The sequence below is a fragment of the Kutzneria sp. CA-103260 genome (genome assembly GCF_018263855.1).
Lineage (GTDB): Bacteria > Actinomycetota > Actinomycetes > Mycobacteriales > Pseudonocardiaceae > Kutzneria.
In genome coordinates, this window is record NZ_CP073318.1 from 4,670,421 (window position 1) to 4,683,490 (window position 13,070).

General features: G+C 70.0%; 14 protein-coding genes. 3 read left to right on the forward strand and 11 right to left on the reverse strand.

Going from position 1 to position 13,070, the window contains the following annotated elements; genetic code table 11:
* Positions 1-556: 556 nt before the first annotated feature.
* Complete coding sequence (locus JJ691_RS52415) at positions 557-2,713, forward strand: discoidin domain-containing protein (protein ID WP_249228059.1); 2,157 nt, start codon at positions 557-559, stop codon at positions 2,711-2,713.
* 3 nt (positions 2,714-2,716) lie between these two features.
* On the opposite strand, the gene JJ691_RS20135 is transcribed toward JJ691_RS52415, so the two are convergent.
* Entirely contained in the window at positions 2,717-3,232 is a 516-nt protein-coding gene (locus tag JJ691_RS20135) for a cupin domain-containing protein (RefSeq protein ID WP_211770280.1), read from the reverse strand.
* Positions 3,233-3,333: 101 nt separating this feature from the next.
* Here JJ691_RS20135 and JJ691_RS20140 point away from each other — a divergent pair, with 101 nt between their 5' ends.
* Both JJ691_RS20140 and JJ691_RS20145 read left to right on the forward strand, forming a co-directional pair.
* On the forward strand, positions 3,334-3,936 hold the full coding sequence (locus JJ691_RS20140; protein ID WP_211770281.1) for a TetR/AcrR family transcriptional regulator: 603 nt from the start codon (positions 3,334-3,336) through the stop codon (positions 3,934-3,936).
* A gap of 2 nt (positions 3,937-3,938) precedes the next feature.
* On the forward strand, positions 3,939-4,595 hold the full coding sequence (locus JJ691_RS20145; RefSeq protein ID WP_211770282.1) for a nitroreductase family protein: 657 nt from the start codon (positions 3,939-3,941) through the stop codon (positions 4,593-4,595).
* On the opposite strand, the gene JJ691_RS20150 is transcribed toward JJ691_RS20145, so the two are convergent.
* The 10 genes from JJ691_RS20150 to JJ691_RS20195 all read right to left on the reverse strand — a co-directional run bounded on the left by JJ691_RS20150 (position 4,592) and on the right by JJ691_RS20195 (position 12,967).
* On the reverse strand, positions 4,592-5,632 hold the full coding sequence (locus tag JJ691_RS20150) for a hypothetical protein (RefSeq protein WP_211770283.1): 1,041 nt from the start codon (positions 5,630-5,632) through the stop codon (positions 4,592-4,594). The genes JJ691_RS20145 and JJ691_RS20150 overlap by 4 nt on opposite strands.
* Positions 5,616-7,769 carry a xanthine dehydrogenase family protein molybdopterin-binding subunit gene (locus tag JJ691_RS20155; protein ID WP_211770284.1) on the reverse strand — a complete coding sequence of 718 codons (2,154 nt, stop codon included), beginning with the start codon at positions 7,767-7,769 and terminating at the stop codon, positions 5,616-5,618. The genes JJ691_RS20150 and JJ691_RS20155 overlap by 17 nt, the downstream gene beginning before the upstream one ends.
* A complete protein-coding gene (locus JJ691_RS20160; protein WP_211770285.1) occupies positions 7,766-8,764 on the reverse strand; it encodes an FAD binding domain-containing protein in 999 nt (332 codons plus the stop codon). Before JJ691_RS20160 ends, JJ691_RS20155 begins: the two co-directional genes overlap by 4 nt.
* 3 nt (positions 8,765-8,767) lie before the next feature.
* Positions 8,768-9,256, reverse strand: a complete 489-nt coding sequence (locus tag JJ691_RS20165; RefSeq protein ID WP_249228060.1) for a (2Fe-2S)-binding protein — start codon at positions 9,254-9,256, stop codon at positions 8,768-8,770.
* A 63-nt stretch (positions 9,257-9,319) separates the two neighbouring features.
* Positions 9,320-10,168: a helix-turn-helix domain-containing protein gene (locus JJ691_RS20170; protein WP_211770287.1), complete on the reverse strand. Its 849-nt coding sequence runs from the start codon at positions 10,166-10,168 to the stop codon at positions 9,320-9,322.
* Complete coding sequence (locus JJ691_RS20175) at positions 10,165-10,860, reverse strand: nitroreductase (protein WP_211770288.1); 696 nt, start codon at positions 10,858-10,860, stop codon at positions 10,165-10,167. The genes JJ691_RS20170 and JJ691_RS20175 overlap by 4 nt, the downstream gene beginning before the upstream one ends.
* Positions 10,861-10,867: 7 nt before the next feature.
* Entirely contained in the window at positions 10,868-11,377 is a 510-nt protein-coding gene (locus JJ691_RS20180; RefSeq protein WP_211770289.1) for a DUF4863 family protein, read from the reverse strand.
* Between the two features lie 53 nt (positions 11,378-11,430).
* Entirely contained in the window at positions 11,431-11,919 is a 489-nt protein-coding gene (locus tag JJ691_RS20185) for a GNAT family N-acetyltransferase (RefSeq protein WP_249228061.1), read from the reverse strand.
* A gap of 16 nt (positions 11,920-11,935) precedes the next feature.
* Entirely contained in the window at positions 11,936-12,526 is a 591-nt protein-coding gene (locus JJ691_RS20190; RefSeq protein WP_211770290.1) for a CDP-alcohol phosphatidyltransferase family protein, read from the reverse strand.
* A gap of 222 nt (positions 12,527-12,748) precedes the next feature.
* Positions 12,749-12,967 (reverse strand): hypothetical protein, encoded by a 219-nt coding sequence (locus tag JJ691_RS20195; protein WP_211770291.1) that lies wholly within the window; start codon positions 12,965-12,967, stop codon positions 12,749-12,751.
* Positions 12,968-13,070: the final 103 nt, after the last annotated feature.

Genomic DNA, 13,070 nt, shown 5'->3' on the forward strand with positions numbered 1-13,070 from the left:
CGGGAGTGCCCACCGTACCTGGATCGTGATCAAACGGAGGCGAATGAAAGACACAGAGAGTGTTCTCGTCATCGCCCGGGTGGAGCAGTGGTCACGGGCCGCCCAGGTAGGCCAGCACGGCCAGCACCCGGCGGCGCCCGTCGGCCGCGGTCAGGCCCAGCTTCCCGAAGATGTTGCCGACGTGCTTGGCCACGGCGGCCTCCCCGACCGACAGCCGAGCGACTTCTCCTCTCTCTTTCCTCCGCACGCTCCCGTCCGCCGCTTCCTCTCCTCCGCCCCATCTCCCCTCCTTCCACTTACCTCCCTCCCTTCGCTTTCCTGTCTCCCATCCCCTCTCCGCTCCCCCTCGTCCTTCTCCACCCCCTTATCCAGCCCCCGGAGAGCGCTCTCTCAATTGGCCGTTATGGCTGTTTCATCCCGTCTGCCCCACCGTCGACCACACCATTGACACCGTCGAAACGTCCGTGGAACATGCTTCGGGAGAGCGCTCTCCGAACCTGGAACCCGCCGGGCGCTCCGGCTCCGTTCCCTGTTCCCCACTCCCAGGAGCGTCCCCATGCATGTGTCAGCGCGGTCGGGACCGCGTGCCCTAGGTGTACTGCTGTCGGTGCTGGTCGGCCTGACGGTGGCGGTGTCGGCGGGCCCGGCGCACGCGGCTGGAACGCCGCTGTCCCAGGGCAAGACGGCCACTGCCTCCAGCCAGGAAAACGGCGGCACGCCAGCGTCGGCGGCGGTCGACGGCGACGCCACCACCCGATGGTCCAGCGCGGCCGCGGATCCCCAGTGGCTCCAGGTCGACCTGGGCGCGGTGGACGCCGTCGGCCAGGTGGTCGTCCAGTGGGAGGCGGCGTACGCGAAGGCGTACCAGATCCAGCTCTCCACGGACGGCAGCAACTGGACCACCGCCTACTCCACAACCACCGGCGCAGGCGGCACGGAAACCCTGACGGTGACCGGAAACGCGCGGTACGTCCGGCTCTACGGAACCCAGCGCGCCACCGGCTACGGCTACTCGGTGTACGAATTCCAGGTCCACACGACCGGCGGCGGCTCCACCGGGCCGGTTCAGGGCGGCGGCGACCTCGGCCCGAACGTGCTGGTCTTCGACCCGTCGACGCCGAACATCCAGGGCCAGCTGGACGCCGTGTTCCAGCGGCAGGAGTCGGCCCAGTTCGGCACGGGCCGGTACCAGATCCTGCTCAAGCCGGGCGCCTACAACAACATCAATGCGCAGATCGGTTTCTACACCTCAATCTCCGGCCTCGGCCAGGACCCGGACGACGTCACCGTCAACGGCGACATCACGGTCGACGCGGGTTGGAACGCCGGCAACGCGACGCTCAACTTCTGGCGCTCAGCGGAGAACATGGCGCTGAACCCGGTCAGCGGCACCGACCGCTGGGCGGTCGCGCAGGCCGCCCCGTTCCGGCGGATGGACGTGCACGGCGGGCTGAACCTGGACTCCGCCAGCTACGGCTGGGCCAGCGGCGGCTACATCGCCGACAGCCGGATCTCGGGACAGGTCGGCAACTACGCGCAGCAGCAGTACTACACGCGGGACAGCTCCGTCGGCGGCTGGAGCAACGGCGTGTGGAACCAGGTGTTCTCCGGCGTGCAGGGCGCTCCCGCGCAGGGTTTCCCGAACCCGACCTACACGACCCTCGACACCACGCCGGTGTCCGTCGAGAAGCCGTACCTCTACCTCGACAACACCGGCAACTACGCCGTTTTCGTGCCGTCGAAGCGGACCAACGCGCGCGGCGTGTCCTGGGCCAACGGCCACACGCCCGGCACTTCCCTGCCGCTGAGCCGGTTCTACGTGGTCAAGGCGGGCGCAACCGCCGCGACGATCAACGCGGCGCTGGCGCAGGGCCTGAATCTCCTGTTCACGCCGGGCATCTACCACGTCGACCAGACCATCGCCGTCACGCGGCCGGACACCGTGGTGCTCGGTCTCGGCGAGGCGACCATCGTTCCTGACAACGGCGTTGTGCCGCTGCGGGTCGGCGATGTCGACGGCGTCCGCGTCGCCGGGCTGCTGCTCGACGCCGGGCCCGTGTCGTCGCCGCAGATGATCCAGGTCGGCGCTCCCGGCTCAACCATCAGTCACGGCAACGATCCCACTGTCATCCAGGACGTCTATGTGCGCGTGGGCGGCGCGGGCAAGGCTGCCGCCGGCACGGCGATGGAGATCGACAGCAACGACACCGTCGTCGACCACACCTGGCTGTGGCGGGCCGACCACGGCGACGGCGTCGGCTGGAACGACAACCCCGCCGACTACGGCCTTGTGGTGCGGGGCAACAACGTTCTCGCCACCGGCCTGTTCAGCGAGCACTTCAGGAAGTACGACGTCGACTGGTTCGGCAACGGCGGCCGCACCCTCTTCTTCCAGAACGAGAAGGCCTACGACGCCCCCAACCAGGCCGCCGTGCAGAACGGCCCGACCCTGGGCTTCGCCGCGTACAAGGTGGAGAACTCGGTCACCAGCCACGAAGCCTGGGGCCTGGGCAGCTACTGCAACTACACCGCCGACAAGACGATCCGCCAGGACCACGGCTTCGAGGTCCCGGTCACCGCCGGCGTCCGCATGCACGACCTCACGGTGGTTTCCCTGGCCGGCGACGGCGAGTACAACCACGTGATCAACGACGTCGGCCCGCCGACTGTCGGCACCGCGACCGTTCCCTCCACGGTGACGAGCTATCCGTGACGACTAGTGGCTGGGCGGCGTCAAGCCGTAGCGGGCGACGACGTCGTCCAGCCACTCAGGGTTGCCGTAGGTCAGGCCGTATCGGGCGGCGAGGCCGGCGAACTCGACGGTCTCGTGCAGTGACGTGCCGGGCGGCGGGGTGACCGAGACCAGCAGCTCGGCCAGCTCGCGGAAGTAGGTCTCGAAGCCGCCGGGGGCAATGACTTCCAGGATGCGGCCGGGTTGGTCGCCGGCGTTCCACATCGCGTGCATCTGGCCGCGGGGCTTGGTGATGAAGCCGCCGGGGCCGAGCACGACCTCCGTGTCGTCGGAGCGGAAGCCGATCTGGCCGGCCAGCACGAAGGAGTGCTCGTCCTCGCGGGTGTGCCGGTGCGGGGCGGTGATCGTGCCGACGGCGAAGGGGTGCTCGACGATGGCGACGGTGCCGCTGTCCCGGCTCTCCAGCTTGAACGTGGCCCCGAAGCCGGGGATCGCCACCGAGTCCCCGTCGCCGGGCCGGAGCGCGCGGGCGATGTCCATCAGGTGTCCCCCAAACTCAGGTTTCGTTACAAGGTATGACCGTAACCTAACCGTGTCGAGGTTACAACCAAGGGCTGTAACTTATCCGGTACGGTGAGGGCATGGCCCACGACAGCGAGCGCAACCTCGGCGGACGGCCCCGGGACGCGGCCATCGACGAGGCGATCATCCTGGCCACCCGGGAGCGGCTGGTGCGGGACGGGTACTCGCGGATGACGATCGGCGACATCGCCGCCGACGCGGGCGTCACCCGGCCGACGCTGTACCGCCGCTGGGCCACCAAGTTCGACCTCGTGGTGGACGCGCTGGACTACGGCTTCCGGCGGCAGCGCGACATGTACACGATCGACCTGTCCGACCTGTCGCCGCGGGAGGCGCTGACCGAGGCGGTGCGACGGCTCGACCCGGCCTACTTCAACCCGGACGCCATGGTGCTGATGGGCAACTTCGCCGGCGAGGCCATCCGCACCCCGGAGCTGCTGGACCTGCTGCGCACGCACGCCGTCGAGCCCCGGGTGTCGCTGGTCGAGGACCTCCTCACGTGCCTGCGGGACCGCGGCGCCGTCCGCGAGGGCATCGACCCGCACACCATCGCGATCATGTGCTTCGGCAGCTACTTCGCCGCCTTCTACCGCGGCGAGCCGACCAAGGACCTCGCCGAGCGGGTGGTGGCCGTGCTGTGGCCGGCCGTCGGCAAGGAGTGACCATGGACGTGCGCGAAGCGTTGTACACCACCAGGATGATGCGCCGGATGCGCCCGGATGCGGTGCCCGTCGAGGTGCAGGGCCGGATCCTGGACGCGGCGATTCGGGCCCCCAATGGCGGCAACGCCCAGCGCTGGCACTTCCTCGCCGTGGACGACCCGACGCTCAAGGCCGAGCTCGCCGCGCTCTACCGCGCCGCCCGCGAGATCGAGTACGCCGAGTTCACCGCCGGCACGCTCGCCCGGACCGTGCACGATCCCGCCGCGCACGCCGAGACCATGGGCCGGATCAAGAAGTCCGGCGATTACCTGACCGAGCACTTCGAGGAGATCCCGCTGCTGCTGTTCGTGTTCGCCATCGACGACCACGGCGGCGCGAACATCTACCCCGCCATCTGGAGCGCCCTGCTTGCGGCCCGCGCCGAGGGCGTCGGCGGCACGATCACCACCATGTTGCGGTACAAGGCTGACGAGGTGCACAAGCTGCTCGGCGTGCCCACCCACGAGGGGTGGCAGATGACAGCCATGCTGGCCCTGGGCTACCCGCTCGGTCGCTGGGGCGTCGCCGCCAACCGCCGGCCGGTGCACGAGGTCAGCAGCCGCAATCGGTGGGGTCGCCCGTATACCCCGGAAATCCCCCAGCCATTGTGGCAGCCCTAGTCCGCGAGCCAACGCCGCCAGACGGCCACGTGCAGGATCACGGCGAGGCTCAGGGCATTCAGGGTGGCATGGGTGGACCAGCTCAGCGACTGCCGGTCGGACAGGCCGAGGCCGGCTGCGACCAGCGGCAACAACACGGCCAGGATCGCGGTGAGAACCGCCATCAGCACCAGCATGATGCTGCGGCCGGGCACCACCGTGAGCCGGATCGTCGGCCAGGCCTCGAACAGCATGGCGATCACGAGAATGGCGGCGATGGCCGAGCCGGAGACCTCGGCGATCCGGCCGGGCTCCCAGCCCAGAACCCGTTCCGCGACAAGGTAACTGATCCAGCCGCAGGCGAGGACGGAGAGGTGGGCCGTGACCAGCCGGACCGCGCGACGCCGGATCCGGGCGAACGGCCAGCCCCGCAACGCCACGTACCAGACCATCTGCCAGACGCCGAGGGCCGCAAACCAGCTGGCGAAGACTTCACCGGTGACCGAGCCAGTTCCAACGAGTCCACTGTAGACGGACAGGCCGACGAGCCAGCACAGCACCAGCGCGGCCAGGCCCGACCAGATCCGGGACAGGCCACGCAGCGGCCAGCACTCACCGACCAGGGTGAGTTGCAGGATGACGCCGAAGATGGCCACCGCGAGCGGCACCTCCACCGACGCCCCGCGAGCGAAAACCCCTTGCAGGTCAATACCTTCGAGCAGGCCTTGGCCCAGGAGCGTCAGCACCACTCCCCCGGCTGCGACGATCGCCGTGTCACCGAGACCCGACCACCCGCCACTGAGCAGCGAGCCCGGCCAGTCCTGCCACCAGAAGGCGATCACCGCGACGATCGGCAACGCGAACGTCAGCAGCGGCCCGAGCACCTCGAACGTGTGCACCGGGCCGCCCCAGCCAACGGCGAGCAGCACCGCCGCCGGCACCACGAACAGCAGCCCCAGCAGTCCGCGTCGCGGCTGCCCCTGCCGGGCATCGGCCAGCGCCTCCGGGCTCAACGCGTCCGGGGCGCTGACCGATGGCCGGTCAGAGGACGTGCTCAAGGCGGATCGGCAGTCTGTGGTGGCGTCGACCGGTGGCGTGGTGGACGGCGTTGGCCACGGCGGCGGCCGCGCCGACCATGGAGACCTCGCCCAGGCCTTTCACACCGACGGGGTTGAACTGGTAGTCGGGCTTGTCGATGAAGTCGACGTCGATGCGGTGGACGTCGGCGTTGACCATGACCGGGTACTCCTCAAGCGTGGTGTTGAGGAAGCCGAACCGGTCGTCGGTCAGGGTTTCCTCGCGCAGCGCGGCGCCGATGCCCCAGATGACGCCGCCGCGGACCTGGCTGGTGGCGGTGACCGGGCTGGCGACCCGGCCGCAGTCTGCGACGCTCACGACTCGGGGCACGCGGATGCGGCAGGTGCCGAGCTCGACCCGGACCTCGACGAAGTGCGCGATCCAGCTGAAGGTGACGAAGCCCGGGAACACCGGGCCGGCGATCGCCAGGTGACCGGACCGCAACTGGGCCAGAACGTCCCGAGATTGGCCGGGGCCAAGGGAATCGACCGTGACCCGGACCGGATGGCCGGCGATGGCGACGGCCGCGGCGACATCGACGTCACCGGTGTCGGCGACGTTCAACAGCTTGCGAAGCTCACGCAGTCCGGAGTGGACGGCCGGTAGCGCGGTGGCGGTGCCCCACGAGCCCGCGGTGAGGTGCTGGGTGCCGACAGTGGTGTCCCCGACCTGGACGACCACATCGGTGGCGGGAATGCCTAAATCCTGGGCCACATGCAGGGCGATGGAGGAACGGATCCCTTGCCCCATCTCGTGTCCGTCGACACTGACCGTGACCCGACCGTCAGCGTCGGCGGTGAGAGTGGCCATGGCGGCGGCGACGTTGCCGGGATAGTTGCCGATGGCCACACCCCAGCCGACGAGCGAACCGTCCTCGGCCCGCATCGACCGGGGCTCGGGATTTCGACCGGACCAGCCGAAGAGTTCGGCGCCGCGCCGCAGGCAGTCGCCGACGTGACGGCTGGAGAACGGCAGTCCAGTGATCGGATCGGTGTCGGTGTCGTTGGCCAGCCGAAGTTCCACCGGATCCCGGCCGACGGCCAGCGCGAGCTCGTCCACGGCCTGTTCGAAGGCGAACATCGACGGGCTCTCAAACGGGGCCCGCATGTAGCCGGGGGTCTGCACGTCGGTCTGCACCAGCCGCTGCCGCCCACGGAAGGCGGAGAACCCGTACAGCCGGCCGGTGACCTCGGTATGCATGGCGGGAAACAGATCGTGCCGGGAGGTCTGCTGGTCAACCTCGTGGATGGCGGCCAGGATCCGGCCGGACTCGTCAGCGCCGAGCCGGATCCGGTGCTTGCTGGCCGGCCGGAAACTGCCGTTCTGAAACGTTTGCGGGCGGGCCAGCACCAGCTTCACCGGACGGCCCAGCCGCCGGGACAGGACAGCCATCGGTCCCAAGTGGAGCAACAACGAGTTCTTCTGGCCGAAGCCGCCGCCGAGATAGGGCGACCGCACCTCGATGTTCCCGGCGTCGATGCCGAGCTGCTGCGCGAGGCCGTAGCGCACGGCGTTGGCGTTCTGGGTGCCCTCATGCACGATCAGCGTGTCGCCCTGCCACTCCACGACGCCGCCGTTGAGCTCCATCGGCACGGCGTGCTGCGGCGGATGCTCGTACACGTTGTCGATCTGGACCGGGCTGCCGGCGATCACCGCGTCCGGGTCGCCGACCTTGATGTCGGCCAGGAACGGCAGCGGGATCGCCTCCTCCTGGACCAGTGTGGTGGCGCCCTCGGAGTCCAGGTGCAGAGCGAACGGCTCCGGCTCGTACTCGGCGGTGATCGCCTCGGCGGCCTCGGTCGCGGCAACCGGGGTCTCGGCCACCACAATCGCGATGGGCTGGCCGCGGTAGGCGATGTGATCGCCGGTCATCGGTTGCAGGCTCTGGAAACCGAAGCCGCCGGCCATCACGAACCCAGGACCGGCCAGCTCACCGTCGAACCGGGTCTCCACCAGCAGCACCCCCGGCACGGCCAGCGCCGCACTGGTGTCCACACTGGACAGTCGACCTCGGCCGACCTTGGCCAGGGCCAGGGCGGCGAACGCCATCCCGGGCCGCACGCGGTCGGCGCCGTAGAGCGCCTTCCCGGCGACCTTGTCGTACGCGTCGACCCTCATCGGACGGCCCGCTTCCCGGCGATCCGCACGGCCTCGGCGACCGTGCGAATGCCCAGCTCGACTCGGAATCCATTGGTGTGGCCGGGCCGTGCAGCCGCGAAGGCGATCTCCCCGGCCCGCCGCGCCGACTCCTCGGTGAGCACGCTGCCCAACAGGGACCGCTCCGCCTCGACCGCCCGCCACGGCCGAGTGGCCACCCCGCCCAGCGCGATCCGGCTCTCGGTGACCACGCCGCCGTCGTCGAGCACCAGCCCGATCGCCGCCGAGGCCAGAGCGAACGCGTAGGACTCGCGGTCCCGAATCTTCAGATAGGTGGAGCCCCGACCGACGGCGGTGAGCGGCACCCGGATGCGCACGATCAGTTCGTCGGCCGCCAGAACATGTTCCCGGTCCGGGTTCTCACCCGGCTCGACGTGCAGATCGGCCAGCGCCAGCGAACGCTCCCCCAAGGGCCCGGCCACGTCCACGACGGCGTCGAAGGCCACCAGCGCGATGGCGAAGTCGCCGGCATAGGTCGCGCTGCACGAGGAACTGGCTCCCAGCAACGCGTTGTGCCGGTCCAGGCCCTCCATCGCGTCGCACCCGCTGCCCGGCTTGCGCTTGTTGCAGGCGAAGTCCGTGTCCCGGAAGTAGCTGCACCTGGTGCGCTGCAACAAGTTCCCGCCCAGCGTGGCCATGTTGCGCAGCTGCTGGGAGGCTGCCCGCCAGATCGACTCAGCCAGCGCCGGATAGTCGGCACTCACCACCGGATGGTCGGACACGTCGGCCATCCGCACGCCGGCCCCGAAGACCAACTCGGTCTCGGTGACCGAGATGCCGGTCAGCTCCGGCAGCCGGTGCACGTCGATCACCGCCGGCGGCGCCTCGACGCCGAGCTTCATCAAGTCGTACAAGGTGGTGCCACCGGCCAGGATCTTGGTTCCCGGCCGGGCATCCCGCAACGCGTCGAGCACTGCCGGAAGGCTGCCCGGCGCGGCGTAGGCGAACGGTCGCACGGGTCAGCCCTCCCGCGCCGCGCCGGCGGCCTGCCGCACGGCCGCGACGATGCCGACGTAAGCGCCGCAGCGGCAGACGTTTCCACTGAGGTACTCGCGGATCTGGTCATCGTCGACCGTATGCCCCTCGGCGATGCAGGCCAGCCCGGACATGATCTGGCCGGGCGTGCAGTAGCCGCACTGGAGCGCGTCGTTGTCGACGAAGGCCTGTTGCAACGGATGCAGCTCGCCGTCCGGGCCGGCGACACCCTCGATGGTCCGCACGTCCTGGCCGTCGACCTGCACGGCCGGGGTCAGACAGGACACCACGCGGCGGCCGGCCAGGTGCACCGTGCACGCGCCGCAGTGGCCGTGGTCGCAGCCTTTCTTGGTGCCGGTCAGGACAAGCCGTTCGCGGAGCACGTCCAGCAGCGACTCCCGCGGATCCAGCCGGAGCTGGACGGGTTCGCCGTTGACCGTGCAGGTCACCTCGACCGAGTCGTTCGTGGACACGCCGAGAACCGTAGGTAACCGACCACGCCGGCGCATTCCACGGATTGCGTTGTCAACACCCGATTATTGCGGTGCGGCCGCCCGGTACGCGGACGGTGACTGGCCGGTCTCGCTGCGGAAGGCGGCGGCCAGCCGGGACGGCGAGGCGAAACCGCACAGGTGGGCGATCTCCGTGACCGACAGGCCGGGCCGGGCCAGGTGCCGGCGGGCGCGGTCGACCCGCACCTTGGTCAGGTACCGGTACGGCGTCTCGCCGGTGTGCGCCTTGAAAACGCGGAGGAAGTGGAACGGGCTCAGGTCGGCCACGGCCGCCATCTCGGCCAGGGTCAACGGAAGTTGGTGGTTGTCGCGGATGAACCGCGCCGCCCGCCGCACCCGCCGGTCCTCCCGACCCGGCTCGCGCGGCGGTGGCGCGGCCGCGTGCACGGTGAGCAGGTGCGCGGCCAGGAACGTGGCCGCCGACTCGGCGTAGAACTCGTCCACCCCGCCGCGGGCGGCCGTGCACAGCGCGCCGATCACCGACGAGAGCACGGGATCCTGCACGGCCAACGCGTCCGGCCGGCCGAGCCGGGTCGCGTCCCGGCCCCACAGCTCCACGCAGATGCGGTCGATCAGCGCGCCGGGAAGCTCGACATGCGTGGTGAAAGTCCGTTCCGTGCCGCGCCAGCGGATGTCGGTGGACTGCCCCGGCGCGGTCAGGCCGATGAGTCCGGGGCCGTAAGCCGCGCCGTGCCAGGAAGTTCCGTGCCGCGACTCGATGGTCGTCACCCCGGAGTCGACCAGCACGATGCACTGGTCGTCAGTCGGCGGCAGGTGCAGCTCCGCCTGCTCGGCGTTGTCGAACTGCCGCAGCCGCAACGATGTCCAGCCGACCTCCGGCCAGTCGTCCCGTCTTCGCCGCGCTTCGCTCATTCTCGGGAGTATGCCCCGCCGTCCTCGTGGAACGTCGTGAACCGGGCGACCGGTACTCGGGACGTACGGCAACGAGTGGACGAATGGTCGGGATCGCCGTAGCCGAGCGACAGCCCGCACACCACCAGTTCGTCGTCCGGGATGTCCAGATTCCGCCGCAGCACCGGGGCGAAGTCGCTCAGCGCCGCCTGCGCGCAGGTGTCCAGGCCCGCCGCCCGCGCGGCGAGCATCAGCGCCTGGAGGAACAGGCCGGCGTCGACCAACGCCCCCTGCCGCCGACTACGGCTGACCGTGAGGACCATACCGACCGGCGCGCCGAAGAACTCGTAGTTGCGGCGGTGGTGGGCCATCCGCCCCGCCATGTCATCACGCGCGATGCCCATCGCCTCGGAATACAGGCGGTGGCCGAGTTCGTGGCGGCGGCCGAGGAACGGCTCCGGCCAGCTCCCGGCCGGCGGCTGGTGGTCGTAGTCGGCGCCGCCATCGCCTGCGTCGTAGGCCTTGAGCAAGTCCTCGGTCAGGCGGCGCAGAGCCGGGCCGGTCACCACATGCACCTGCCACGGCTGGGAATTCGAGTTGCTGGCCGAGCGGGAGGCCAGCGCCAGCACCTGTTCCAGCTTCTCACGGGGCACCGGAGTGGACAGGTAGGCGCGGCAGCTCCGCCGGCCCGACAAGGTCTGCGTTAGGTCCATTGTGGACTTACGCGGCGGGCGGCGTGATGTCGTAGGAGATCCGGCCAGCGGGCAGGTAGAACAGCGCGATCAGCGCCCCGCCACGAACCTCCGGGTAGTGGTGGCTGCCCGGGCCGGGCGCGGTCCACCCGGGGCCCTGCCAGCCACGCGGGCCCATCAGCTCCGCGCCGGGCGTCAGCGGCACCACCAGGTTCAGCTCGCCGTACGGATGCTGGTGGTACTGGCCGCGAAACGGCTCCACGCTGTCCATGTAGACCGCCGTGATGCTGAAGTAGTTCAGCGCGTCGGCCGGATCGGCGATGCGGCTACGCCGATAGTGCGGGCCGTCCACCTCGATGTTGGCCGCCCAACCCTCGCGCACGCCGTCGCTGATCATGCGGGCCAGGTCGTCGTACAACGCCGTGCCGGGGCCGTACGTCTCGTTCAGCCAGGTCTCCAGCTTGCCGCCCGCGGTCCGGTTCTTGACTTCGTCGAGGAACGGGATGCTGCGGTCGATCAACTCCTGCGCGGTGCTCACGTCTGCCTCCTCGCTGCCGGTGAACCCAAGGTAGGACCAAGGTTGGGTTACAGTCAACAGCTGTAACGAAACCGGCGCTCACCGTCCTGCCACTCGTCGGTGGCACGCAGGCCGGCCGCGACCGCAACAGCCGCGGAGGCGTGGTTGGCGGGGTGGACGTGCGCGACAACGGTGCGGATCGACTGCCGCCCGAGCCAGTCGACCAGGCCCTTCGCGGCCTCTTTGGCGATGCCCCGACGCTGCCAGGACGTGCCGACGACCCAGGCGATCTCGGCGGTCGGTCCGGGACCGACGGTCGCCTGCACGGTGCCCGCCAGGTCGCCGGCGAAGTCGATGACCCAGTTGAGCCAGGCGACTGCCGGATCGGGCGAGCCCGCGGTCAGGCGTTGGTAGCGGCGACGGAGTTCGTCGACGGTCAGCGGCACACCGCCGATGTGCGTGTGCAGCGCCGGATCCGCCAGCACGGCGGCCATCTCCTCGGCGTGCTCGACGCGAAGCGGCAGCAGGGTCAGTCTCGGGGTGGCGATGGCCTCGATGGTCACGGCCAGCCAGCGTGCCCTAGGAGCGGTTGGGGTGGCGGACCGCGTTCAGGCTCTGCACGACGTAGAGGGCGCCGGACCAGACGTGCATGCCCAGGCCCCAGAAGGCGAAGCCGTAGCCGATGGGGCCGGCGATCATGGCCGTGGTCGGGCCGATCTGGGCCAGCAGCAGGATGGGCAGCGCGTAGAGCAGGCAGAACGTGGCGGCCTTGCCGAGGTAGATGACCTCGGGAGTGTCGTAGCCGGCGCGGCGCAGCAGCGGCAGGCAGAGCGAGACGGCGGCGTCACGCAGCAGGATGAGGGCGAAGAACCACCAGGGCAGGATGCCCCGCACCACGAAGGCGAACGCGGTGGCCAGGATGTACAGCCGGTCGGCGGCCGGGTCGAGCAGCGTGCCCAGGCGGCTCATCTGGTTGAGCCAGCGGGCGAGCTTGCCGTCCAACCAGTCGGAGATGGCGGCCAGCGCCAGCACGACGATGGCCCACACGTCCTCGTGCGGGCCGAGCAGCAGCCACAGGAACAGCGGCACACCGGCCAGGCGCAGCACGCTCAGCAGGTTGGGAATGGTGAACACCCGGTCGGACCGGACGTTCGCGTTGCCTTGGACCACACCACAAGCCTATGCGACGGCGTGGAACCCGCCCGGCGGGAGTGCGCGTCGCGCCGCTGGCCGGATCCGGCCAGCCAGGAATTCGGTCGCCGGCAACATCGCGAGGTCGCGCCGGTCTCTGGAGCCGCGGGCCGGGAAAATCGCGTCTGTTCAGCGATTTTCCCGGACTAGGCGAAGAGGCCGGGTTCGAGCGACCTCGCCCCGCGCGGAACGCGCGGCAAATCAGCGCGAGCGGGACCAGCCGCGGAGCTGGAGTTCGTCGCCGGTGTAGAAGCGCGGGCGGCCGCGGTCGTCGACGCCGACCCAGCGGGCCCGGCCGTGCGATCCCTCCAGGACGTACGCGTGCCCACCGCTCCACACGACGCTGCACGGCGCGGTCGGCAGCGGACGGGAGTTGCGGGTCGCCTCGAACTGGCTGGTTGCCTCGGCAGTGACGCTCATGACTGGCTGAATCCTCCGTGAGGGGTACCGTCCGGGAAATCGTCACCCGGTCGCTGTGCGCTACCCCGATGCGGACGATTCTGGACCCGTTTCCGCCGCCTGA